At 60.9% G+C, this 24,480-nt stretch carries 22 protein-coding genes; 19 read left to right on the top strand and 3 right to left on the bottom strand.

What is annotated here, in order from left to right; all coding sequences use genetic code 11:
- Positions 1-10 precede the first annotated feature (10 nt).
- The 3 genes from J2Y90_RS03170 to J2Y90_RS03160 are packed head-to-tail and all read left to right on the top strand — an operon-like array spanning position 11 to position 2,467.
- The gene (locus tag J2Y90_RS03170) at positions 11-1,030 is read left to right on the top strand and encodes an aminoglycoside phosphotransferase family protein (RefSeq protein ID WP_253496379.1); all 1,020 of its coding nucleotides are present in this window, start codon (positions 11-13) and stop codon (positions 1,028-1,030) included.
- Positions 1,027-1,698 (top strand): N-acetylmuramate alpha-1-phosphate uridylyltransferase MurU, encoded by a 672-nt coding sequence (murU, locus tag J2Y90_RS03165; protein WP_253496376.1) that lies wholly within the window; start codon positions 1,027-1,029, stop codon positions 1,696-1,698. The genes J2Y90_RS03170 and murU overlap by 4 nt, the downstream gene beginning before the upstream one ends.
- A gap of 1 nt (position 1,699) precedes the next feature.
- Positions 1,700-2,467: a TerB family tellurite resistance protein gene (locus tag J2Y90_RS03160; protein ID WP_253496373.1), complete on the top strand. Its 768-nt coding sequence runs from the start codon at positions 1,700-1,702 to the stop codon at positions 2,465-2,467.
- Between the two features lie 136 nt (positions 2,468-2,603).
- On the opposite strand, the gene J2Y90_RS03155 is transcribed toward J2Y90_RS03160, so the two are convergent.
- Positions 2,604-3,590, bottom strand: coding sequence for an alpha/beta hydrolase family protein (locus J2Y90_RS03155; RefSeq protein ID WP_253496370.1), 987 nt, complete (start codon positions 3,588-3,590; stop codon positions 2,604-2,606).
- A 73-nt stretch (positions 3,591-3,663) separates the two neighbouring features.
- Between J2Y90_RS03155 and J2Y90_RS03150 the strand changes: the two genes are divergently transcribed.
- The 10 genes from J2Y90_RS03150 (at position 3,664) to trpE (ending at position 16,226) form a co-directional block, all read left to right on the top strand.
- A complete protein-coding gene (locus J2Y90_RS03150) occupies positions 3,664-6,060 on the top strand; it encodes a PAS domain-containing sensor histidine kinase (RefSeq protein ID WP_253496367.1) in 2,397 nt (798 codons plus the stop codon).
- 115 nt (positions 6,061-6,175) lie between these two features.
- Complete coding sequence (locus J2Y90_RS03145) at positions 6,176-6,805, top strand: response regulator (RefSeq protein ID WP_003228820.1); 630 nt, start codon at positions 6,176-6,178, stop codon at positions 6,803-6,805.
- A 337-nt stretch (positions 6,806-7,142) separates the two neighbouring features.
- On the top strand, positions 7,143-8,267 hold the full coding sequence (locus J2Y90_RS03140; RefSeq protein ID WP_253496365.1) for an ABC transporter ATP-binding protein: 1,125 nt from the start codon (positions 7,143-7,145) through the stop codon (positions 8,265-8,267).
- A gap of 60 nt (positions 8,268-8,327) precedes the next feature.
- Complete coding sequence (locus tag J2Y90_RS03135; RefSeq protein ID WP_253496362.1) at positions 8,328-9,371, top strand: ABC transporter substrate-binding protein; 1,044 nt, start codon at positions 8,328-8,330, stop codon at positions 9,369-9,371.
- 181 nt (positions 9,372-9,552) lie between these two features.
- Positions 9,553-10,800, top strand: coding sequence for an ABC transporter permease (locus J2Y90_RS03130; protein WP_253496359.1), 1,248 nt, complete (start codon positions 9,553-9,555; stop codon positions 10,798-10,800).
- Positions 10,801-10,812: 12 nt separating this feature from the next.
- Positions 10,813-11,637, top strand: coding sequence for an ABC transporter permease (locus J2Y90_RS03125; RefSeq protein WP_122748123.1), 825 nt, complete (start codon positions 10,813-10,815; stop codon positions 11,635-11,637).
- Between the two features lie 285 nt (positions 11,638-11,922).
- Positions 11,923-13,071, top strand: coding sequence for an iron-containing alcohol dehydrogenase (locus tag J2Y90_RS03120; RefSeq protein WP_253496357.1), 1,149 nt, complete (start codon positions 11,923-11,925; stop codon positions 13,069-13,071).
- Between the two features lie 113 nt (positions 13,072-13,184).
- Positions 13,185-13,859: a ribulose-phosphate 3-epimerase gene (gene rpe / locus J2Y90_RS03115; protein WP_003228808.1), complete on the top strand. Its 675-nt coding sequence runs from the start codon at positions 13,185-13,187 to the stop codon at positions 13,857-13,859.
- Positions 13,856-14,674, top strand: a complete 819-nt coding sequence (locus tag J2Y90_RS03110; RefSeq protein ID WP_253496355.1) for a phosphoglycolate phosphatase — start codon at positions 13,856-13,858, stop codon at positions 14,672-14,674. The genes rpe and J2Y90_RS03110 overlap by 4 nt, the downstream gene beginning before the upstream one ends.
- 70 nt (positions 14,675-14,744) lie before the next feature.
- The gene (gene trpE, locus J2Y90_RS03105) at positions 14,745-16,226 is read left to right on the top strand and encodes an anthranilate synthase component I (protein ID WP_253496352.1); all 1,482 of its coding nucleotides are present in this window, start codon (positions 14,745-14,747) and stop codon (positions 16,224-16,226) included.
- Positions 16,227-16,398: 172 nt separating this feature from the next.
- Here trpE and estP read toward each other — a convergent pair whose 3' ends face one another.
- Positions 16,399-18,306, bottom strand: coding sequence for an esterase EstP (gene estP, locus J2Y90_RS03100; RefSeq protein ID WP_253496349.1), 1,908 nt, complete (start codon positions 18,304-18,306; stop codon positions 16,399-16,401).
- A gap of 407 nt (positions 18,307-18,713) precedes the next feature.
- Between estP and J2Y90_RS03095 the strand changes: the two genes are divergently transcribed.
- The 4 genes from J2Y90_RS03095 to J2Y90_RS03080 all read left to right on the top strand — a co-directional run bounded on the left by J2Y90_RS03095 (position 18,714) and on the right by J2Y90_RS03080 (position 22,029).
- Complete coding sequence (locus J2Y90_RS03095) at positions 18,714-19,307, top strand: aminodeoxychorismate/anthranilate synthase component II (RefSeq protein ID WP_253496346.1); 594 nt, start codon at positions 18,714-18,716, stop codon at positions 19,305-19,307.
- A gap of 9 nt (positions 19,308-19,316) precedes the next feature.
- The gene (gene trpD, locus J2Y90_RS03090) at positions 19,317-20,366 is read left to right on the top strand and encodes an anthranilate phosphoribosyltransferase (RefSeq protein ID WP_064365388.1); all 1,050 of its coding nucleotides are present in this window, start codon (positions 19,317-19,319) and stop codon (positions 20,364-20,366) included.
- Positions 20,363-21,202 (top strand): indole-3-glycerol phosphate synthase TrpC, encoded by an 840-nt coding sequence (gene trpC, locus J2Y90_RS03085; protein ID WP_253496343.1) that lies wholly within the window; start codon positions 20,363-20,365, stop codon positions 21,200-21,202. The genes trpD and trpC overlap by 4 nt, the downstream gene beginning before the upstream one ends.
- 125 nt (positions 21,203-21,327) lie before the next feature.
- Positions 21,328-22,029, top strand: coding sequence for a lipoate--protein ligase family protein (locus J2Y90_RS03080; protein ID WP_253496340.1), 702 nt, complete (start codon positions 21,328-21,330; stop codon positions 22,027-22,029).
- 9 nt (positions 22,030-22,038) lie between these two features.
- Here the strand turns inward: J2Y90_RS03080 and crp are convergent, their stop codons facing one another.
- Entirely contained in the window at positions 22,039-22,683 is a 645-nt protein-coding gene (gene crp, locus J2Y90_RS03075) for a cAMP-activated global transcriptional regulator CRP (protein ID WP_042610435.1), read from the bottom strand.
- 235 nt (positions 22,684-22,918) lie between these two features.
- Between crp and J2Y90_RS03070 the strand changes: the two genes are divergently transcribed.
- Together J2Y90_RS03070 and speD are read left to right on the top strand one after the other, a co-directional pair.
- The gene (locus tag J2Y90_RS03070; RefSeq protein WP_253496337.1) at positions 22,919-23,341 is read left to right on the top strand and encodes an OsmC family protein; all 423 of its coding nucleotides are present in this window, start codon (positions 22,919-22,921) and stop codon (positions 23,339-23,341) included.
- A gap of 237 nt (positions 23,342-23,578) precedes the next feature.
- Positions 23,579-24,373: an adenosylmethionine decarboxylase gene (gene speD, locus J2Y90_RS03065; RefSeq protein WP_024014530.1), complete on the top strand. Its 795-nt coding sequence runs from the start codon at positions 23,579-23,581 to the stop codon at positions 24,371-24,373.
- The last annotated feature ends 107 nt before the right edge of the window (positions 24,374-24,480 follow it).

Genomic DNA, 24,480 nt, shown 5'->3' with positions numbered 1-24,480 from the left:
GACCCTTGCAATGCCTGACCAAGATGTACGCTTGCAACACCTGAAAGTTTGGCTCGATGAGCAGTTGGCAAAGTTGTTTGCCGAGCAGGGCTGGGGCACCGTGCCCCCGGCCACGTTGACCGCGGCCAGCAGCGACGCGAGTTTCCGCCGCTACTTCCGCTGGGAAGGCGGCGGTCGCAGCTTCGTCGTGATGGACGCGCCGCCACCGCAGGAAAACTGCAAACCGTTCGTGGATATCGCCTTTTTGCTGGCGAAATCCGGAATTAATGTGCCGAAAATTTACGCCGAAGACCTCGAACGCGGTTTTCTTTTGCTCAATGACCTGGGCAACAAGACCTATCTCGATGTGATCGATGGCGAAAATGCCGACGCGTTATTCCACGATGCCCTGCAAGCGCTGTTGGCATTTCAGCAGCTGCCGATGGTTGCGCCGTTGCCCAGTTACGACGTCGCCTTGTTGCGTCGTGAGCTGGAGTTGTTCCCCGAGTGGTACGTCAAGCGCGAGCTGGGCGTCGAGTTCGATGCGGCGCAGCAGCAACAGTGGCAGCACATCAGTGAGCTTTTGATCGATAGCGCGCTGGCCCAGTCGAAAGTGCTGGTGCACCGCGACTACATGCCACGCAACCTGATGCTCAGCGAACCCAACCCCGGCGTGCTGGATTTTCAGGATGCGGTATACGGCCCGGTGACCTACGACGTTACTTGCCTGTTCAAGGACGCCTTCCTCAGTTGGCCTGAAGAACGTGTGCGTGGCTGGCTGGAAAGTTATTGGCAGCAGGCCTCGGCGCTGGACATCCCGGTGCAGGCGGATTTCGAAGACTTCCTGCGCGCCAGCGACCTGATGGGGGTGCAACGTCACCTGAAAGTCATCGGCATCTTCGCGCGGATCTGCCATCGCGACGGCAAGCCGCGTTATCTGGCGGACGTGCCGCGCTTCTTCTCTTATATAGAAGCAGTGATTGCCCGCCGCCCTGAACTGGCGGAACTGCAAGCGCTGTTCAGCAGCTTGCGTGCTGGAGCGACGGCATGAAAGCAATGATTCTGGCCGCGGGCAAAGGCGAGCGCATGCGCCCGCTGACCCTGACCACGCCCAAACCGCTGGTGCGTGCCGGCGGTGTGCCGCTGATCGAATATCACCTGCGCGCCCTCGCGGCCGCAGGGTTCAACGACATCGTCATCAACCACGCCTGGCTCGGTCAGCAGATTGAGGACTATCTGGGCGACGGTTCGCGTTTCGGTGTGAGTATTCAATACTCGCCGGAAGGCGAGCCGCTGGAAACCGGTGGCGGGATTTTCCGAGCGCTGCCCATGCTCGGTGACGATGCGTTTCTGGTAGTCAACGGTGACATCTGGACCGATTACGACTTCAGCGTGTTGCACCAGCCGATCAACGGTCTGGCGCATCTCGTGCTGGCGGACAATCCGGCGCATCACCCGACAGGTGATTTCACTCTGATCGACGGCAAAGTGCAGGACGGCGAGCCTGATGCAGCGACCCTGACCTACAGCGGTATCGCCGTGCTTCATCCACAGCTGTTCGACGGTTGCAGCGATGGCGCCTTCAAACTTGCACCATTGCTGCGCAAGGCCATGGTCCAGGGCGAAGTGACGGGCGAGCGCCTCAAAGGTCACTGGGTGGATGTCGGTACTCATGAACGCTTGGCCGAAGCTGAAGCCCTGATAGAAGCGAGTCGCTGACATGCTGTGGCCAGGGACTCTGATTGGAGCCGGAGTGGGGTATGTGATTGCCAGCATTCCGGGGGCCATGCTTGGGGCATTGTTGGGGCAGGCGCTGGATCGGCGCCTGCAGCTGCAGAGCTGGGGACACTTACGGGAAAAGCTCGGTGGCCGGCCGATGCTGCGCAACGATGAACTGCTGTTCGTCTTGCTCGGGCGTCTGGCCAAGAGCGATGGGCGTGTCACTGACGGGCATATCCAGCAGGCGCGCAATGAAATGCGCGCGCTGGAAATGAGCGAGCCGGCGACACGACGGGCCATTGCCGCATTCAACCGCGGCAAGTCCGGCAGCGACCATCTGCGCGGCTATCTGCGCCGTCTGAGTACGCAGCCGCATGCAACTGAAGGCGTGTTGCGCGCTTGTTGGCGAATGGTCTGGGCCGATGGTCGCGCCGGTGTCAGCGAACGCGAGTTGCTGACGCAGTGGGGCAAGTGGCTGGGCTGGACGCCGCAGCAGGTGCAAGCCCTGGCCAGCGATTATGAGCCGGGCAAGCGGCCGATCGTCAGTGCGGCGGTGAGCTATCAGGACGCGATGAAATTGCTTGGGGTGTCGGCGAACAGCGAGCCGGCGCAAATCAAGCGCGCCTACCGCCGCTTGCTCAGTCGCCATCACCCGGACAAGATCGCCGGCAGCGGTGCGACGCCGGCGCAGGTGCGTGAGGCGACCGAGCGTACCCGGGAATTGCACAGTGCCTATACGTTGATCCGCGAGCGGCGGGATTTTCGCTAGGCATTAAAGATGTGGCGCCTGCAAGGGCCCCTTCGCGAGCAAGCTCGCTCCCACATTCGACCCGGTTCTTTCGGATAAAACACGGTTAAATGTGGGAGCGAGCCTGCTCGCGAAGAGGGGCGACTCGATGTGACAGTCAGTCAACAGCCTGAGGATTCAACCAACCCCGCACCCGCCGAAACAATTGTTCCTGCTCGGCCTTTTTATCCGGCAACACCTTCAGCGCCACCTGGCTGAACGCTGAGGTCTTCAAGCGCTTGCTCGCCTGCATGCGCTCCAGCGCCGCGTTGCGATCCAGCGCTTTGTCCATATAGAAAATATCCACCGTTGGCAGCTTCAGGGTCGGGGTCAGTTCGGCCAGGGGAGGCGAGGCTTTGGCTGGTGCCTGCGCATCCACCATCACCAGTTTCTCTACCTGCGGCGTTTGCCGCTCGCTGAGAAAACGCGCCGCCCAATAGGCGCCGGTGCCGTGACCAAGCACGACAATGCTGCGTGCGCTCTGCTGTTCGGCGTAGGCAATCGCCGCGTCGATCCGTCCAAAGATGCGATCAGCGTCGGCCTTGGCTTGTTCTTCGCTGGTCTCGGCCACCACCTGTTCAGCGACTTCCGCTTCACCGCCAGCGGCTTGTTCGATCGGCTGCGCGGTGGTGGCGTCTTTGCTCGCGGTTTCCGGGGCTTTCGGCGCGGCGGCCGGTTCGATCACGCGTGGGGCGATGGCGTCGCCTTGCAGATCCGGCAGGGTGACACTCAGGCTGCTCCACTCGGCGTCCGGCAACTTGCGTCGCAACGGGCCGACGGCCTGCGGCCAGTCAGCGGTTTCGCCGGCACCCGGAACGATGATCACCGCGCCTTTGGGCTCGGCAGTGTTGGCCGGTTTCCACAAGGCGAGGAAGGTGTCGCTGCCTGCCTGTAGTTGTTGCTGCTCTTGCGCCGGCAGTTTACGTTGCAGTGCGGCGGCCTCTTCCTGACTACGCTCAAGCAATGGCTGGCGTTCGACCGGTTTTTCTTCGGCGGGCTTGTCCGTGGCGGCGGGCGCCGGGTCGGCGGCTTCGACGGAAAACGCACAGGGCAGGATCAGCGACAGGCACAATGCTGGCAGTGCCAGGCGGTAGACAGAGGGCATCGGTTATTCCAGGCCAGAAAGTATCCCGGCAGCCTAATGGGTTGGTCAGAATTTGTCAGTGTATGAGACTTCAATGAAGCGATTTTGCTGCCTGTGGGTTATCGGCTGTTTGTGGTTTCCCTTGATGGGCTGGGCGGCGCCTGCGCCACCGGCCCATGCCGCGCAACTGACGCCAGAGCAGCAGCAATGGCTGGCGCAGCACAATGAGTTGCGCGTCGGCCTGGTCCTGCAGGCGCCCTACGCGACTTACGATCGGCGCTTGCAGCGATTGTCCGGGGCCAATGTCGAGTTGATGAAACTGCTCGGCAAAACCCTCGGCGTGCAATTGAGCTGGCGCAACTTCCAGGACCTCGGGCAGTTGGAAAGCGCTCTGCGCGAGGGTGAAATCGATATCGCTCCGGGCCTGAGTCAAACCCCGAGTGCACTGCGCCTCTGGCAGTTTTCCGACCCGTACGTGCGCGTGCCGCAACTGGTGGTCAGCGACCAGAAAAGCAGCGGCACGGTCGATCTGGAAAAACTCGACAGCCAGACTCGCGTCGCCGTGCGCATGCCGAGCAGCACCGCCGACTACCTGCGCAGCAACTATCCGCACCTGAATCTGCAAGGCGTGCCGCTGGAACGTCAGGCGTTGCAGTTGCTGTTGAGTCAGCAGGCCTCCTACGCGGTGGTCGATGAAGCACAGTTGGGACGCCTGTCGGTGGAGCCCGAGTTCGCCGAACTGGTGGTGGTCGGCGATATCGGCCTGCCGCAATTGCTGCGCGTGGCGTCACGGCGGGACTGGCCGGAGCTGGCCGGCATCGTCCAGAGCGCCTTGCGTGCGATTCCGGCCAAGGATCTGGAACAACTGCACAATCAATGGCTGCAACCGAAATACCCACGGCTGACCGAGTCGCCGGGGTTTTGGCAGAACCTCAGCCTGCTGTTCGCGGTGCTGCTGTTCAGTTGCGCAGCGATCGTGGTCTGGCAGCGGCGCCAACAACACAGCCTCGAGCAGCGCTTGCTCAGCGCCCGCGAGGACATCGCACTGCGCGCGGCCAGCGAAGAGGCCCTGCGGCTGACGCAGTTTTCCATCGATCAAAGCACCGTCGGCATTCTCTGGGTGAATTGGGACAGCCATGTGCGCTACGCCAACCGGGCGGCGGAAAACATGCTCGGCTATCCCTCGGGCGGGCTGATCGAGCGGCCGCTGATTGATTTTGAACCCGGGCTGCACATGGACCGCTGGCTCAACCTGTGGAAGCGTGCGCGGGCCAGCGAAGAAGGGCCGCTGAGCTTCGAAACCAGTTGCCTGCGCGCCGACGGCAGCGTGTTGCCAGCGGATGTTTCCCTGAGTTTCCTGCGCTTTCGTGACAGTGAATATCTGGTGGTCTACCTCACCGATGTCACAGACCGCCGCCGCGCACTCGCTGCTTTGCAGGAAAGTGAAGCGCGCCTGCAAGGCATCGCCGCCAATGTCCCGGGTCTGGTGTTCCGGCTGGAACGGGCGCCGGTCACCGGGCAGATCGACTTTGCCTATATCAGCGAAGGCAGTGAAAGTCTGGTCGGATACGCGCCGGCGGCCATTGCTCACCGCGACATGGGCCTGCGCAGTCTGGTGCATCCCGACGACAAGGCCAGTTATCACCGCACTCAGGATCAGGCGCTGGACACCGACAGCGACTGGTCGTGGCAGGGCCGCATCGTCACGCGCCAGGGCGAGCAGCGCTGGGCCGAGATCAAGGCGATCACCCGAAAACTGGAGGATGGCGCCTACGTCTGGGACGGCATTGTCTGGGACATCAGCGAAAGCAAACGCATCGAGCTGGAACTGGCGGCTTCGCGCGAGCAGTTGCGTGAATTGTCGGCGCACCTGGAGAGCGTGCGCGAAGAAGAGAAGGCGCGCATCGCCCGCGAGGTCCATGATGAGTTGGGACAGATGCTCACCGTGCTGAAACTGGAAACGTCGATGTGCGAACTGGCCTACGCGCAACTCGATCCGGGTCTGAACGAACGGCTCAACAGCATGAAACGCCTGATCGCACAACTATTTCAGCTGGTGCGCGATGTGGCGACGGCGTTGCGCCCGCCGATTCTCGATGCCGGGATTGCCTCGGCGATCGAGTGGCAGGCGCGACGCTTCGAGGCGCGCACGCAGATTCCGTGTCTGGTGCAGGTGCCGGACAACCTGCCGGCGCTCAGCGATGCCAAAGCGGTGGGGCTGTTCCGGATTTTGCACGAGGCGCTGACCAACGTGATGCGTCATGCTCAGGCGCATACGGTGGAGTTGACCCTGGCGCTTGCGGGCGATGAATTGTGTCTGACGGTCAGCGATGATGGCGTAGGATTCGCCGTCGACGAGGGTAGGCCGACGTCCTTTGGTCTGGTCGGCATGCGTGAGCGGGTGCTGATCATGGGCGGGCGGCTGGAGCTTGTGAGTGAGCCGGGGGAGGGCACCAGTCTTAAGGTGTGGGTGCCGGTGAGTGAGGTCTGAAGGTTTGTGTTGTGAGTGCTGACGCCTTCGCGAGCAGGCTCGCTCCCACCGGGGAGAATGCATTCCAAGGTGGGAGCGAGCCTGCTCGCGAAATATTTTGGCTGAGGAGAAGAACGTGATCCGTGTACTGGTAGCAGAAGACCACACCATCGTCCGTGAAGGCATCAAGCAATTGATCGGCCTGGCCAAGGATCTGCAAGTGGTGGGCGAGGCGAGCAATGGTGAGCAACTGCTGGAAACCCTGCGCAGCGTGCCTTGCGAGGTGGTGCTGCTGGACATCTCCATGCCCGGCGTCAACGGTCTTGAAGCGATCCCGCGCATCCGTGCGCTGAACAATCCGCCGGCGATTCTGGTGCTGTCGATGCACGACGAGGCGCAAATGGCCGCGCGCGCATTGAAGGTCGGCGCCGCCGGCTATGCGACCAAGGACAGCGATCCGGCGCTGCTGCTCACGGCGATCCGCAAGGTCGCGGCGGGTGGGCGCTACATTGACCCGGAACTGGCCGACCGCATGGTTTTCGAAGTCGGCCTGACCGATACCCGGCCGCTGCATTCGCTGCTGTCCGAACGCGAATTCTCAGTGTTTGAGCGCCTGGCCCAGGGCGCCAACGTCAACGATATCGCCCAGCAACTGGCCCTGAGCAGCAAGACCATCAGCACCCACAAGGCGCGCCTGATGCAAAAGCTCAACATCACCTCGCTGGCCGAACTGGTCAAATACGCGATGGAGCATAAACTTCTCTGACCAGCACCGCGATCAACTGTAGGAGTGAGCCTGCTCGCGATAGCGTTCTCTCTGAGAACAATTCATCGACTGATGCACCGCTATCGCGAGCAGGCTCACTCCTACAATGGATCTGCGGGTTGGCATATCCATTAGCGACAGGTGCTTTTGCCCTTGCTTGCGGCTTGCAGCTCACCGCTCGCCAGTGCTTTATCCATTAACGCCATCCTTGTAGGGCAATCCCTACCCCCAGCCTTCCATTGTGCTTAAGCGATTCTCTCCTGCGCCCCGATTTGCGTGGCTGGCGCCAGCCACTAGGCTTGATGAACAAGCAGTCATCAACAACAAGGGTGTGGGTATGAGCCAGGTCGATACAAGCGCAGGGGCCAGTGATGTGCTGGTCAGCTTTCGTGGTGTGCAGAAGAGCTACGACGGCGAGAACCTGATCGTCAAAGACCTCAACCTGGATATTCGCAAAGGCGAATTCCTCACCCTGCTCGGGCCGTCCGGTTCCGGCAAGACCACCAGCCTTATGATGCTCGCCGGTTTCGAAACGCCGACTGCTGGCGAGATTCTGCTGGCCGGGCGTTCGATCAACAACGTGCCGCCGCACAAGCGTGACATCGGCATGGTGTTTCAGAACTACGCGCTGTTCCCGCACATGACCGTCGCGGAGAACCTCGCCTTCCCGTTGACCGTGCGTGGCCTGAACAAAAGCGACGTCAGCGATCGGGTGAAAAAAGTTCTGAGCATGGTCCAGCTCGATGCCTTCGCTTCGCGCTATCCGGCGCAGTTGTCCGGTGGTCAGCAGCAGCGTGTAGCGCTGGCCCGCGCCTTGGTGTTCGAACCGCAACTGGTGTTGATGGACGAACCGCTCGGGGCCCTCGACAAGCAACTGCGTGAACACATGCAGATGGAGATCAAGCACCTGCACCAGCGTCTCGGCGTGACCGTGGTCTACGTGACCCACGATCAGGGCGAAGCGCTGACCATGTCCGACCGCGTTGCCGTGTTCCATCAAGGCGAGATCCAGCAGATCGCGCCGCCACGCACGCTCTATGAAGAGCCGAAAAACACTTTCGTTGCCAACTTCATCGGTGAGAACAATCGCCTCAACGGCCGCCTGCTCAGCCAGAGCGGCGAGCGCTGCGTCGTTGAGTTGGGGCGCGGTGAGAAGGTCGAGGCACTGGCCGTCAACGTTGGCCAGACCGGCGAGCCAGTGACCCTGTCGATCCGTCCGGAGCGCGTCAGCCTCAACGGTTCGAGCGATCAATGTGTCAACCGCTTCTCAGGGAGGGTGGCGGAATTCATCTATCTGGGCGACCACGTCCGGGTGCGCCTGGAAGTCTGCGGCAAGACCGACTTCTTCGTGAAACAGCCGATTGCCGAGCTCGATCCTGCGCTCAGCGTCGGTGACGTGGTACCGCTTGGCTGGCAGGTCGAGCACGTACGCGCGCTTGATCCGCTTTCAGAAGCGCATTAAGAGGCGCACCAAGCGCCCCGGCAATACCAACACCAACCCTGCACGTGGAGAGAACAATAAATGTTGAGATCCCTGAAGTTCACCGCCCTGACTCTGGGCCTGATGGGTGCGACCGGCGCAATGGCTGCCGGCCCGGACTTGACCGTGGTGTCGTTTGGCGGGGCGAACAAGGCGGCGCAAGTCAAAGCCTTCTATGCACCGTGGGAAGCGGCGGGCAACGGCAAGATCGTTGCCGGCGAATACAACGGCGAAATGGCCAAGGTCAAAGCCATGGTCGACACCAAGAGCGTGTCCTGGGACCTGGTGGAAGTTGAATCGCCAGAACTCTCCCGTGGTTGCGACGAAGACATGTTCGAGCAACTCGACCCGGCGCTGTTCGGCAATAGTGAAGACTACGTCAAAGGCGCGATTCAGCCGTGCGGCGTGGGCTTCTTCGTTTGGTCGACCGTATTGGCGTACAACGCTGACAAGCTGAAAACCGCACCGACCAGCTGGGCGGATTTCTGGGACACCAAGAAATTCCCCGGCAAGCGTGGCCTGCGCAAAGGCGCCAAATACACCCTTGAGTTCGCGCTGATGGCCGATGGTGTAGCGCCGAAAGACGTCTACAAGGAACTGGCGAGCAAGGGCGGCCAGGATCGCGCCTTCAAAAAGCTTGATGAGCTCAAGCCAAGCATCCAGTGGTGGGAAGCCGGCGCACAACCGCCGCAGTACCTCGCTTCCGGTGACGTGGTGATGAGCTCGGCCTACAACGGTCGCATCGCGGCGGTGCAGAAAGAATCCAACCTGAAAGTGGTGTGGAACGGCGGCATCTACGACTTCGATGCCTGGGCCATCCCGAAAGGTCTGGACGCCAAACGTGCCGAAGCTGCGAAGAAGTTCATCGCCTTCTCGGTACAGCCGCAGCAGCAGAAGACCTACTCGGAAAACATCGCCTACGGTCCGGCCAACACCCAGGCCGTGCCGCTGCTGGCCAAGGATGTCCTGAAGGACATGCCGACCACCCCGGAAAACATCGCCAACCAGGTGCAGATCGACGTCAGCTTCTGGGCTGACAACGGCGAGCAACTGGAACAGCGCTTCAATTCCTGGGCTGCCAAATAACCGAGGGCTCGCCCTCCTGTGGGAGCGAGCTTGCTCGCGAAAGCGCCAGTACATTCAACATCGATGTCGACTGATGCGCCGCCTTCGCGAGCAAGCTCGCTCCCACATTTGGATCTGTGTGCATCAATCGATCGAGGTGGTTCGCCACCTCTGTAACGATCAAAGATTTGCGGAGTACGTCATGGCCATCGCCGTTCCCCTGAACGAGGGCGCCAGCCCCACCTTGAAGCAGAAGCTCAAGCGCGCCGAGCGGGTCAACCGCTGGAAGGCCCAGGCGCTGATTGCGCCGCTGGTGCTGTTTCTGCTTCTGGTGTTTCTGGTGCCGATCGTGGCGCTGCTCTACAAAAGCGTCGGCAACCCCGAAGTGGTCGGCGGCATGCCGCGCACCGTGGCGGCCATCGCCAGTTGGGACGGCCGTGGCCTGCCCGCTGAACCGGTCTACAAAGCCGCCGGCGAAGACCTCGCCGAAGCGCGCAAAAACCAGACGCTGGGCGATTTGTCCAAGCGCTTGAACATGGAGTTGGCCGGCTATCGCAGCCTGTTGACCAAAACCGCCCGGGCGCTGCCCTTCGCCAGCGAACCGGCCTCTTATAAAGAAGCGCTGGAAGCTCTCGACGAACGTTGGGGCGACCCCGCCTACTGGCAGGCGGTCAAACGCAACACCAGCAGCATCACCCCATACTATTTGCTGGCGGCGGTCGATCATCGCATCGACGACCTCGGCGAAATCGCCCCGGCCACCCCGGATCAGGCGATCTACCTCGACATCTTCGCCCGTACCTTCTGGATGGGCCTGGTTATCACCGTGATCTGCCTGTTGCTCGCGTATCCACTGGCCTACCTGCTGGCGAACCTGCCTTCGCGGCAGAGCAACCTGCTGATGATTCTGGTGCTGCTGCCGTTCTGGACCTCGATTCTGGTGCGGGTCGCCGCGTGGATCGTGCTGCTGCAATCCGGCGGCCTGATCAACAGCGCGCTGCTGGCCATCGGCATCATCGATAAACCGCTGGAACTGGTGTTCAACCGCACCGGCGTATACATCTCGATGGTGCACATCCTGCTGCCGTTCATGATTCTGCCGATCTACAGCGTGATGAAAGGAATCTCGCCAACCTACATGCGCGCGGCGATTTCCCTCGGCTGTCATCCGTTCGCCAGTTTCTGGCGCGTGTACTTCCCGCAGACCTACGCCGGTGTCGGCGCCGGCTGCCTGTTGGTGTTCATCCTCGCCATCGGCTACTACATCACCCCGGCGCTGCTCGGCAGCCCGAACGACCAAATGGTCAGCTACTTCGTCGCTTTCTACACCAATACCAGCATCAACTGGGGCATGGCCACCGCGCTCGGCGGCTTGCTGTTGCTGGCGACCGTGGTGCTTTATCTGATTTACAGCTGGCTGGTCGGCGCCAGTCGCCTGCGCCTGAGCTAAGGGGAATTTGCGATGCTGAGTCCTTACATGTCGCCCATCGAACGGGTGTGGTTCTACAGCCTGCGGATCCTCTGCGGCCTGATTCTGTTGTTCCTGATCCTGCCGGTGCTGGTGATCATTCCGCTGTCGTTCAACTCGGGAAGTTTCCTGGTCTATCCGCTGCAGGGCTTCTCGCTGCAGTGGTACCACGACTTCTTCGCCTCGGCGGAATGGATGCGTGCGCTGAAGAACAGCATCATCGTCGCCCCGGCCGCGACGGTGCTGGCGATGATCTTCGGCACCCTGGCGGCGATCGGCCTGACCCGCGGCGACTTTCCCGGCAAATCGCTGGTGATGGCGCTGGTGATTTCGCCGATGGTGGTTCCGGTGGTGATTATCGGCGTGGCGAGTTATCTGTTCTTCGCGCCGTTGGGGCTGGGCAACAGCTTCTTTTCGCTGATCGTCGTGCATGCGGTGCTGGGTGTGCCGTTTGTGATCATCACCGTGTCGGCGACGTTGCAGGGCTTCAATCACAATCTGGTGCGCGCGGCGGCGAGTCTCGGTGCATCGCCATTGACCGCGTTCCGTCGGGTGACCTTGCCGCTGATTGCGCCGGGGGTGATTTCCGGGGCGCTGTTTGCGTTTGCGACTTCGTTTGATGAGGTGGTGGTGACGCTGTTTCTCGCAGGTCCTGAGCAGGCGACATTGCCTCGGCAGATGTTCAGTGGGATTCGCGAGAACCTGAGTCCGACGATTGCGGCTGCGGCGACGTTGCTGATTGCCTTCTCTGTGATCTTGTTGCTGACCCTGGAATGGCTGCGTGGGCGTAGCGAGAAACTGCGTACCGCTCAGATCTAAAATCAAGATCAAAAGCTTACCCCCTCATCCCAGCCCTCTCCCCCAAGGGGGCGAGGGGAAGGGAGCAGATCTTCGTGGCTTTCGCGGCCGGAGTTCGACTCGGTAATTCAGGTCGATGTACTTCGAGAGTACAACTCGGTCAGTCCCCTCTCCCTCCGGGAGAGGGCTAGGGTGAGGGGCTCTTGATCTTTTACCGATCAACCATTCACCTCCTGAATAGCAGACAACCCCCAATCCCCAGCTAATCTTGTGCCCAGCTCCCACATCTATAAGAGGCTGCGCACCATGAGTCTGTCCCAGTTCAAAATCGCTCACAAACTGATCACCGGCGCCGCAGCCATCGAACAACTGGCCGCCGAGCTCACCCGTCTGGATATCGACAACCCGCTGATCGTCACCGACGCCGCGCTGGTCAAATCCGGCACTGTCGAGCTGGCGCTGGTACAACTCGGCGGGCGCGAGTATGAGATTTTCGACCGGGTGCTGCCCGACCCGGAAATCGCCATCGTTGAAGACTGCATGCGTGCCTACCGTGAGGGCGGGCATGACGGTTTGATCGGCCTCGGCGGTGGCAGCGCCATCGACATCGCCAAGAGCGTCGCCGCCTACGCCGGTTACCACGGTGCGCTGGAAGATCTGTTCGGTGTCGATCAGGTGCCGCGCAAGGGCCCGCCGCTGATCGCCATCCCGACCACCGCCGGCACCGGCTCGGAAGTCACCAACGTGGCGATCCTCTCGGACAAGGTCGCGCAGTTGAAGAAAGGCATCGTCAGCGACTATCTGCTGCCGGACGTGGCGCTGGTCAGTCCGCAAATGACCCTGACCTGTCCGCGCAGCGTCACCGCCGCCAGTGGCGTCGATGCGCTGGTGCACGCCATCGAATCCTATCTGTCGGTCAATGCCTCGCCGATCACCGACTCCCTCGCCATCGGCGCGATCAAGCTGATCGCCAAGGCTCTGCCCAAGGCCTACGCCAACGGCGCCAACCTGCAAGCGCGCGAAGACATGGCCACCGCCAGCCTCATGGCCGGCATGGCGTTCGGCAATGCCGGGGTCGGTGCGGTGCATGCGCTGGCGTACCCGCTGGGCGGGCGCTTCAACATTGCCCACGGTGTCAGCAATGCCTTGCTGCTGCCCTATGTGATGACCTGGAACAAAATGGCCTGCGTCGAACGCATGCAGGATATTGCCGAAGCCATGGGCGTGAAGACCGCTCATCTGAGCGCCAGCGAAGCGGCGGACAAAGCCGTGCAGGCCATGAGCGATTTGTGCGCGGCGGTGGAAATTCCAGCCGGGCTGCGCAGTTTCGGTGTGCCTGAGGAAGCAATTCCGGCGATGGCCGTGGAGGCCGCCGGTATCGAGCGGCTGATGCGCAACAACCCGCGCCAACTCAGCGCCGCCGACATCGAGAAGATCTATCGCGCGGCCTACTGAGTTACGCTCGCTGAGGGGCATGGCACAACCCAATCATCGCGGTCCCGGTGCGCGCGTGGAAACTTGAGGTATACAATGCGCGCCATCGTGATTTAGCTCAGCACAGGTGCGTCATGCAGCCCTTCGTAATTGCTCCGTCGATCCTCTCCGCCGACTTCGCCCGCCTCGGCGAGGAAGTGGACAACGTTCTCGCCGCCGGCGCCGACTTCGTCCATTTCGACGTCATGGACAACCACTACGTGCCGAACCTGACGATCGGCCCGATGGTTTGCGCAGCACTGCGCAAGTACGGCATCACCGCGCCGATCGACGCGCACCTGATGGTCAGCCCGGTGGACCGCATCGTTGGCGACTTCATCGAAGCCGGCGCGACCTACATCACCTTTCACCCGGAAGCCACGCTGCACGTTGATCGCTCGTTGCAACTGATCCGTGAAGGCGGTTGCAAATCCGGCCTGGTGTTCAACCCGGCGACCCCACTGGACGTGCTCAAGTACGTGATCGACAAAGTCGACATGGTCCTGCTGATGAGCGTCAACCCGGGCTTCGGCGGGCAGAAGTTCATTCCCGGCACCCTCGACAAACTGCGTGAAGCGCGGGCGATCATCGACGCTTCGGGGCGCGATATCCGTCTGGAAATCGACGGCGGCGTCAACGTCAACAACATCCGCGAAATCGCCGCCGCTGGCGCTGACACCTTTGTCGCCGGCTCGGCCATTTTCAACGCGCCGAACTATCAGGAAGTCATCGACAAGATGCGTTCCGAACTGGCTCTGGCGCGCCCATGAGCGGTTTTGAGCAGCTGTTCCCGGGGCAACTGCCACGGTTGGTGATGTTCGATCTGGATGGCACGCTGATCGATTCGGTTCCCGACCTGGCAGCGGCGGTGGACACCATGCTGCTCTCCCTCGGCCGTCCGCCGGCGGGCATCGAAGCGGTGCGCGAATGGGTCGGCAACGGCGCGCCGGTGCTGGTACGTCGGGCCTTGGCGGGTGGCATCGAGCATTCGGCGGTGGATGACGCCGAAGCCGAGCGCGCCCTGGAAATTTTCATGGAGGCGTACGGCGCCAGCCATGAGCTGACCGTGGTCTATCCCGGTGTGCGCGACACGCTCAAGTGGCTGCACAAGCAAGGCGTGGCCATGGCGCTGATTACCAACAAGCCCGAGCGCTTTGTCGCGCCGCTGCTCGATCAGATGAAGATCGGCCGCTACTTCAAGTGGATCATCGGCGGCGATACCCTGCCGCAGAAGAAGCCTGACCCGGCGGCGCTGTTTTTCGTGATGAAAATGGCCAACATTCCGGCCTCGCAATCGTTGTTCGTCGGCGACTCGCGCAGCGATGTGCAGGCGGCGAAAGCGGCTGGGGTCAAGTGCGTGGCGCTGAGCTACGGATACAACCATGGCCGGCCGATTGCCGAAGAATCCCCGGCACTGGTGATCGACGATTTGCGCAAACTAATTCCCGGTTGCCTGGATCTGGCCGGTGGGATAACGTTGCCCGACGCTGTCCAACCCCCTTCTGGAAACGCCATCGTGGTGGTCACCCGCAAACTCTGGATGAAAGTCATCAAGGCCCTGGCCCGCTGGCGTTGGCGCGCCTGACTGATTCTGGCCGGCCCTGCCGGCGCGTTTGCCTGACTGACTGATTGCACCTCACACCACGAGGCACCTTATGATTCGCGAAGAATTCCTGCGTCTGGCCGCTGACGGCTATAACCGCATCCCGTTGGCCTGCGAAACCCTGGCCGACTTCGACACGCCGCTGTCGATCTACCTGAAACTGGCCGACCAGCCCAACTCCTACCTGCTCGAGTCGGTGCAGGGCGGTGAGAAATGGGGCCGTTATTCGATCATCGGCCTGCCGTGCCGCACCGTGCTGCGGCTGCACGACCATCACGTCAGCATCACTGTTGATGGCGTCGAGACCGAAAGCCACGACGTTGAAGACCCGCTGGCCTTCGTCGAAACCTTCAAGGCGCGCTACAACGTGCCGACCATCGCCGGTCTGCCGCGCTTCAACGGTGGCCTGGTCGGTTACTTCGGTTACGACTGCGTACGTTATGTAGAGAAGCGTCTGGGCAAGTGCCCGAACCCGGATCCGCTGGGCGTGCCGGACATTCTGCTGATGGTTTCCGATGCCGTCGTGGTGTTCGACAATCTGGCCGGCAAGATGCACGCGATCGTCCTTGCCGACCCTGCGCAGGCCGATGCCTTCGAGCAAGGTCAGGCGCGTTTGCAGGAACTGCTCGAGCAACTGCGTCAGCCGATTACCCCGCGTCGTGGCCTGGATTTCAGCAAACAGCAATCGGCTGATCCGGTGTTCCGTTCCAGTTTCACCCAGGACGATTACGAAAAAGCCGTCGATACCATCAAGGAATACATTCTGGCCGGTGACTGCATGCAGGTCGTGCCGTCGCAGCGTATGTCGATCGATTTCAAGGCTGCGCCGATCGATCTGTACCGCGCCCTGCGCTGCTTCAACCCGACGCCGTATATGTATTTCTTCAACTTCGGCGATTTCCATGTTGTCGGCAGTTCCCCGGAAGTGCTGGTGCGCGTTGAAGACAACCTGATCACCGTGCGCCCGATTGCCGGCACTCGCCCACGCGGCGCGACTGAAGAAGCCGATGTGGCGCTGGAGCAGGATCTGCTCTCGGATGACAAGGAGATCGCCGAGCACTTGATGCTGATCGATCTGGGCCGCAACGATACCGGGCGCGTTTCGGAAATCGGTTCGGTGAAGCTCACCGAGAAAATGGTCATCGAGCGTTATTCCAACGTCATGCACATCGTCTCCAACGTCACCGGCCAGTTGAAGTCGGGCCTCACCGCGATGGACGCACTGCGGGCGATTCTGCCGGCGGGCACTTTGTCCGGGGCGCCGAAAATTCGCGCGATGGAAATCATCGACGAACTCGAGCCGGTCAAGCGTGGCGTGTATGGCGGCGCGGTCGGTTACTTTGCCTGGAACGGCAACATGGACACCGCGATTGCCATTCGTACGGCAGTGATCAAAAACGGCGAGCTGCACGTACAGGCCGGCGGCGGCATCGTCGCCGACTCGGTGCCGGCGCTGGAATGGGAAGAAACCCTGAACAAACGCCGCGCGATGTTCCGCGCCGTGGCCCTGGCCGAGCAGACCCCGGAAGCCTGAGCCAACACCAAACCCTGTGGGAGCGAGCTTGCTCGCGAAAGCGGCGTTTCAGGCAACATTAATGGCGACTGACACACCCTCTTCGCGAGCAAGCTCGCTCCCACATTCGATTTGTGTGTAGCCTAAAAAAAAGCGGCGCCTGTCAGGGCGCCGCTTTTTTTGCACCTACGACTCAGAAATCCAGCACAACCCCGACATTCAGTCCCTGCTGCTTGAAGTCATCATCCTTGCGCAAGGTATAACCCCCGCGCAGCGCCAGGTCCGCCGTCAGCTTGTGACTGACCCCCAGACTCAAGCGGTTCAGGTGACTTGCCGGTGTATAGCCTTCAAGGGTGAAGTCATTGGCCGGCAGGGTATTGAGGGCGATGTTGACCTTCTGCACGTCATCTTCGTACTCACGCTCGTGGGCGTATTCGCCGTACACCTGGGTTTGCGCGGTGAAGTTGTACTTGCCCTGAATGCCCAGGCCCAGGCGTTTCGAATCGCGGCTCTGGTCATCGAAGGTCAGCGCGGTGGCGCGGTTGCTCTTTTCCGAATAGCCGTCGACATCGACACTGGCGTAATCGGCGCTGACAAACGGCGACAGATGCCATTGGCTGCCCGGTTGCGCAATGTCATAACCGAGGCGCGTGCTGAACGCCCACAGGCTGCCGTCGGTATCGCCTTTCTCCGCGCCCTCGCTGGCGCCGAGGTCGAACTTGCGCTTGAGGTTATCGTAGTCGAGTTTGCCGCCGGTCAGCGCGGCATCTGCCCACCAGCGATTCTGCTGGAACTGGGCGAACGCGGTGGCCATGTAGCTGTTGAGTTTGTAGTCGGAGTCGTTGTGGCCGGCCTCGAGATTCTGCCGGTACAAACCGGCCGCCACGCCCACGCGCCAGGCTTCGTTCAGGCGATAGCTGCCGCCGAGGTTGAGGTTGTAACCGCTGCCATCGGCACTGGCGCCGCTGCTCTGGGTGTCGACATCCAGATGCTGTCCGCCCGCCGAGACGATAGCGCGCCATTGGCCGACCGCTTGCCAGTTTTCCCAATCCGCCTGCCACTGGTTACGCAATTCATCCTGATGCGCACGCACGGTGCCATGGGCCATTTCCGGCAGCAAGCTCAGTTCCCACGGTGCTGCCAGGAGGGAGTAGGCGTAATCGGCGATGAGTTTCTGCCCGGATTCGGTCGGGTGCACGCCATCGTTGTAGATTAGCTTGGTCGGGTCCGGCGTGGCGCTGTTGATCCCGTAACGGGCGTTTTCCGGGCAGCCGCTGCCGCTGAAGCAGGTCGCGGTGAGGTTCTGGTCGGTGGCCAGACCAAAGCGTCCCGGGTCGGCGAAGACTTCCGAGAGCAGCACCGGGATATTCAGCGGAATGACTTCGGCGTTGATGCCTTGCAGGCGCGTCACCAACTGGCTGTTGAACTGGTTGGCGAGGGTGCTGCTGAACGCTTGCAGCGGCGTGCCATTGAGCGCCGGGGTCAGGCCCACGTCGGGCAGCAGCCAGACCATCACGTATTTGGCGCCGGCGGTCTGCAGTGTCTGCACGCTGTCGGCCAGCCGATCGGCTGCGGCGTTGGCCTGGGGCAGGCTGAGAATGCGGCCCTGGAGGAAGTCGTTGCCGCCACCGGAAATGTAATACAGCGCATTCGGGTCGGCGCGAAAGCCGTTCGACGGCAGGTACCCGGCACGGGTGCGTTCGCCGGTGGCCGATTGGGTGGTGATCGAGTCGAGAATCTGGTCAGTGCGATAGCCGCCGACCGCCCAGTTGTTGCCGTCGGGCTGGCCGTTTTCCGCACGCACCGCGGAGCTGGAAGAGGCTGTCTGGTCGGGCGAAAAGCCCAGGCGGGCGCCGAGCAGTTGCGTGGAATTCAATGAATGAACTTCGCCGCTGCCATCCTGATAAACCGGCCCGGTACGGTTGGTATAACGCTCGGTGGAACCCGCCGGGCCGCCCGAGTCGGCGAAGGTGCCGGCGTCGTTGAGGCTGTCGCCGAAGACGATGAAACTCGAATAAGGATTGGGCGCTGCATTGGCCTGAGCGCAGGCCATTGCGAGCAAGCAGCTGGCCAGCGGTACAAACAACGTCTGTCTGATCATGGGCAAGTCCGTTTATTTATTGTTGTAGGTGAACGAAACGACAGTACCAAAAACGTTCGGCGTTTTGCCATCGGTCGCGAATCCTTCTGCCGTTTTATAAGCCGCAGGCCCCGCCATATTGCACGCTCCGCCCAGCTAAGTTACTGTGCCGGAACGTATGAACGAGACCTTCCCCGTGTTGATCACCAGCAAACTTCTGGATCAAGTCATCAAGGCACACGCCCGCTGGCGTTGGCGCGCCTGAATCTTCTCTGCCGGCTCCGCCGGATCTGTATCACTTTGCCTTCCTTGTCTGTTTGAAATGCCGCTGTGCTGGCGCCCTCTGCGCGTCCGACATCGCGCAGCGCCCTGCGGGCAAGTCATCTGAAGGCTGTCATCAAGTCAGAATTCAAGAGGTTCGAAACGCCATGTTGCTGATGATCGACAACTACGACTCCTTTACCTACAACGTTGTGCAATACCTCGGCGAGCTGGGTGCCGAGGTCAAAGTGGTGCGCAACGACGAACTGACCATCGCCGAAATCGAAGCGCTGAATCCCGAGCGCATCGTGGTTTCCCCCGGACCTTGCACGCCCACCGAGGCGGGCGTTTCCATCGACGCGATCAAGCACTTTGCCGGCAAACTGCCGATCCTCGGCGTCTGCCTCGGCCACCAGTCCATCGGCCAGGCCTTCGGCGGTGATGTAGTGCGTGCCCGCCAGGTCATGCACGGTAAGACTAGCCCGGTATTCCACGAGGACAAGGGCGTGTTTGCCGGCCTCAATCATCCGCTCACCGTTACCCGCTATCACTCGCTGATCGTCAAGCACGAGAGCCTGCCCGATTGCCTGGAGCTGACCGCGTGGACCCAACTCGACGACGGCTCGGTCGACGAAATCATGGGCCTGCGTCACAAGACCCTGAACATCGAGGGTGTACAGTTCCACCCCGAGTCGATCCTCACCGAGCAGGGTCATGAACTGTTTGCCAATTTCCTCAAACAAACCGGCGGCACGCGGTAAGGACTTCCCATGAATATCAAGACAGCCCTGAGCCGTATCGTCGATCACCTCGACCTCAGCACCGATGAAATGCGCGATGTGATGCGCGAGATCATGACCGGCCAGTGCACCGAAGCGCAGATCGGCGCGTTCATGATGGCCATGCGCATGAAGAGCGAGAGCATCGACGAGATCGTCGGCGCCGTGTCGGTGATGCGTGAGCTGGCCGATCAGGTCGAGCTGAAAACCCTCGACGGCGTGGTCGATGTGGTCGGTACCGGCGGTGACGGTGCGAACATCTTCAACGTCTCGACCGCTTCCTCGTTTGTTGTCGCCGCGGCCGGTTGCACTGTGGCCAAGCACGGTAACCGCGCGGTGTCCGGCAAAAGCGGCAGCGCCGACCTGCTGGAAGCTGCCGGCATCTACCTGAACCTGACTCCAGTGCAAGTTGCGCGCTGTATCGACAACGTCGGCATCGGTTTCATGTTTGCCCAGACCCATCACAAAGCGATGAAGTACGCCGCCGGCCCGCGCCGCGAACTCGGCCTGCGCACGCTGTTCAACATGCTCGGCCCGCTTACGAATCCGGCCGGTGTGAAACATCAAGTGGTGGGCGTATTCACTCAGGCGCTGTGCCGGCCACTGGCCGAAGTCTTGCAGCGACTCGGCAGCAAGCATGTGCTGGTGGTGCATTCGAAGGATGGTCTGGATGAATTCAGCCTCGCCGCGCCGACCTTTGTCGCCGAACTGAAAAACAACGAAATCACTGAGTATTGGGTCGAACCGGAAGACCTCGGCATGAAGAGCCAGAGCCTGCACGGCCTCTCGGTCGAAGGCCCGGAAGCGTCGCTGGCGCTGATTCGCGATGCTCTCGGCAAGCGCAAAACTGAAAACGGCCAGAAAGCGGCCGAGATGATTGTGCTCAATGCCGGTGCGGCGCTGTATGCCGCCGACCTGGCAAGCAGTCTGAAACAAGGTGTGGAGCTGGCGCATGACGCGCTGCACACCGGCCTCGCTCGGGAAAAGCTCGAGGAGCTGGGTGCCTTTACCGCGGTATTCAAAGTGGAGAATGAAGGATGAGTGTACCGACGGTTCTGGAAAACATTCTGGCGCGCAAGGTTCAGGAAGTCGCCGAGCGCAGCGCTCGGGTCAGCCTGAGCGAGCTGGAAAGTCTGGCCAAGGCGGCCGATGCACCCCGTGGTTTTGCCCAGGCTTTGCTGGCGCAGGCGAAGAAGAAACAGCCGGCAGTGATTGCTGAAATTAAAAAGGCCTCGCCGAGCAAAGGCGTGATCCGCGAAGACTTCGTCCCGGCCGACATCGCCAAGAGCTACGAAAAGGGCGGGGCGACTTGCCTGTCGGTGCTGACCGACATCGATTACTTCCAGGGCGCCGATGCGTATCTGCAACAGGCGCGCGCTGCGTGCAAGCTGCCGGTGATCCGCAAGGACTTCATGATCGATCCGTACCAGATCGTTGAAGCCCGCGCGCTTGGCGCCGATTGCGTGCTGCTGATCGTCTCCGCACTCGACGACGTGAAAATGGCCGAACTGGCCGCCGTGGCCAAAGTCGTCGGTCTCGACGTATTGGTGGAAGTGCACGACGGTGACGAACTGGAGCGCGCGCTGAAAACCCTCGACACGCCTCTGGTTGGCGTCAACAACCGCAACCTGCACACCTTTGACGTCAGCCTGGAAACCACCCTCGACCTGCTGCCACGCATCCCGCGCGATCGCCTGGTGATTACCGAGAGCGGCATCCTCAATCGGGCCGATGTCGAGCTGATGGAAATCAGCGATGTGTATTCCTTCCTGGTCGGCGAAGCGTTCATGCGTGCGGAAAATCCGGGGATTGAATTGCAACGCCTGTTCTTCCCGGAGCGCGGCGGTCCGGTAGTAAGCGGTTCGACCCTCGACTGACCGAGTCGACCTCATTCGCGAGCAGGCTCGCTCCCACAGGGAAATGCATTCCAGTGTGGGAGCGAGCCTGCTCGCGAAGAGGCCCTGAATTCCGCTAAAGAGATCCAATCTGCCGGAGCCCCTCCATGTCGCTGCCAACCCCGCTGACCATCGAATCCGGCCTGCAAGCCGAACAGGACTTGTTGGCCTCGGTCTGCGCCGGCGACGCCGAATTCGGCCTGCTGTTCTGGCAACCCACCGACCGCGCGCTAGTCATGCCGCGCCGCCTCAACCGTCTCCCGCAATTCGACCACGCCTGCGCAGTCTCCGCTGCCGCTGGCTGGCCGGTGCTGCTGCGAGAGACCGGCGGCGAGCCGGTGCCGCAATCCGTTGCAACCATCAACATTGCTCTGGTCTATACGCCGCCTCGCAGCGAGGGCGACTTGAACCGCATTGAAACCGGCTACCGCCGCTTGTGCGATCCGATCTGTCAGTTGCTGGATGAATTGGGTGGCACATCGTCGGTGGGCGAAATCGACGGTGCATTCTGCGATGGCCGCTTCAACGTCAATCTCGACGGCCGCAAGATGGTCGGCACCGCTCAGCGCTGGCGTCAGAGTCAGGGCGGACAACGTCCGGTTGGCTTGGTGCACGGTGCGATGCTGATGGATGACGAACGCGAGTCAATGGTCGCCGCGGTCAATCGCTTCAATGAAGCCTGCGGGCTGGAGCAGCGGGTGAGGGCGCAAAGCCACATCGCCCTGCATGAGAAATTCAACGCGCCACAAGCGTTGGCGCGTCTCGATGAACTGTTTCGTTTGATGCTGGCGCAGATCTACAGCGCCTGATTGACAGGCTCAGCGAGTCCCGAAGACCACCATGGTCTTGCCCTTCACGTCGACCAGGTTGCGTTCTTCAAGATCCTTGAGCACGCGGCCGACCATCTCTCGCGAACAACCGACGATCCGACCGATTTCCTGGCGGGTGACTTTGATCTGCATGCCATCCGGGTGCGTCATGGCGTCCGGCTGTTTGCACAGTTCCAGCAGGCAACGGGCGACTCGACCGGTGACGTCGAAAAACGCCAGATCGCCGACTTTGCGCGTGGTGTTGCGCAGGCGTTGTGCGATTTGTCCGCTGAGTGCGTAAAGAATGTCTGGGTCCTGCTGCGACAGTTCGCGGAACTTGGCGTAGCTGATTTCCGCGGTTTCGCATTCGACCTTGGCCCGCACCCAGGCGCTGCGTTCCTGTTCGTGGCCGGCTTGTTCGAACAGGCCCAGTTCGCCGAAGAAATCCCCGGCGTTCAGGTAGGCGATGATCATCTCGCGACCATCGTCGTCTTCGATGAGGATGGTGACCGAGCCCTTGATGATGAAGTACAGCGTGTCCGAGCGATCGCCGGCGCAGATGATGTTGCTCTTGGCCGCATGACGCCGGCGCTGGCAATGCATCAGCAGCTTGTCGATGTTCTTGATTTTGGGTGTGGGGGTAATAGCAACCATGGTTGTATCCCGAAAAGACTGCACGGTGATGTTTGAGTTTTTATGAGGCGCTGAAGGCGGTCGCTACAGGGCTGACGAATGGGCGCCAGCGAATTGGCGCCAGCTTACCAGACACTTCGTCGAAAATTCGAGAAATTACCTACAACCAGAAATCATCTGTCCTAGGACGTCGTTCCTGCCCAGACAAAGTGCTGTGCTAAGCTGGCGACCCTTTTTTTACAGTGGAGTCTGGGCGATGAAGGCACGCATCCAATGGGCTGGCGAAGCCATGTTCCTCGGCGAATCCGGTAGCGGTCATGTCGTGGTGATGGACGGCCCGCCGGACGCCGGTGGTCGTAACCTCGGGGTTCGCCCGATGGAAATGCTTTTGCTGGGTGTCGGCGGTTGCAGCAACTTCGACGTGGTCAGCATCCTGAAGAAGTCGCGTCAGGCCGTTGAAAGCTGCGAAGCCTTTCTCGACGCCGAGCGTGCGGCTGAAGATCCAAAGGTCTTCACCAAGATCCACATGCATTTCGTGGTCAAGGGCCGGGGCCTGAAGGAAGCCCAGGTCAAGCGCGCCATCGAGCTGTCTGCGGAGAAGTATTGCTCGGCGTCGATCATGCTCGGCGCGGCTGGCGTGGCGATCACCCACGACTATGAAATCGTTGAACTCGGCTGAACCGACATTCAACTATCATAAAAGCAATGCAGACTCTGGCGATCCCCCGCTGACGTCTGCATAATGCGCCACTTTTTTCAGGGCAGTGATCGGTCAGCCGACAGGTCATCCGCCTGAACAGATAACCAAAATCGCCATCGCGAAGAGGTGTTAACCGTCCTACGCAGGTGCGTCGTTCGCACTTGACGGGCATGCTTGATCACGCGGCCGCGCCGCATACATAGAGAGTTTTTAACGGTGAAAAGCAAACTCAAGCTCCACGGGTTCAATAACCTGACAAAGACCTTGAGCTTCAACATCTATGACATCTGCTACGCGGAAACCCCGCAAGACCAGCAGGCTTACGTCGAGTACATCAATCAAGAGTACAACGCGAAACGCCTGACGCAGATTCTCACAGAAGTTGTCGAGATCATTGGTGCCAACATCCTGAACATTGCCAGTCAGGACTATGAACCCCAGGGCGCCAGCGTCACGATTCTGATTTCGGAAGAGCCGGTAACCCCGACTGACAGCCAGATCGAAGAATCGCCGGGCCCGTTGCCCGAAATCATTCTGGCCCACCTCGACAAGAGCCACATCACGGTGCACACCTACCCGGAAATCCATCCGGACGATGGTATTGCGACCTTCCGTGTGGATATCGACGTGTCGACCTGTGGTGTCATTTCACCGCTCAAAGCGCTCAACTTCCTCATTCACCAGTTCGATTCGGACATCGTGACTGTGGATTATCGTGTGCGCGGCTTCACCCGTGACGTTGAAGGCAACAAGCACTTCATCGACCACGAGATCAACTCGATCCAGAACTATCTCTCCGAAGACACCCGCGACGCGTACCAGATGACCGACGTGAACGTGTACCAGGAAAACCTCTTCCACACCAAGATGCTGCTGAAGAACTTCGAACTGGACAACTACCTGTTCGGCGACGCCACCAGCAACCTTTCGCCCGAGCAACGTGCCCAGGTGACCGACCGTGTGAAACACGAAATGCTGGAAATCTTCTACGCGCGCAACATGCCGACCTAAGATTCCCGGACACAAAAAAGGCGGCTCCCTCACGGCAGTCGCCTTTTTTATTGCTGGAATACGGAGCCCTGTAGGAGTGAGCCTGCTCGCGATGAGGCCATCAGCAT

Origin of the sequence: Pseudomonas koreensis, assembly GCF_024169245.1 — a bacterium.
In the GTDB taxonomy this organism is placed as follows: Bacteria; Pseudomonadota; Gammaproteobacteria; order Pseudomonadales; family Pseudomonadaceae; genus Aquipseudomonas; species Aquipseudomonas koreensis_F.
Note: the sequence above shows the minus strand (reverse complement) of the source record. Positions and strands in the feature narration are given on the sequence as shown.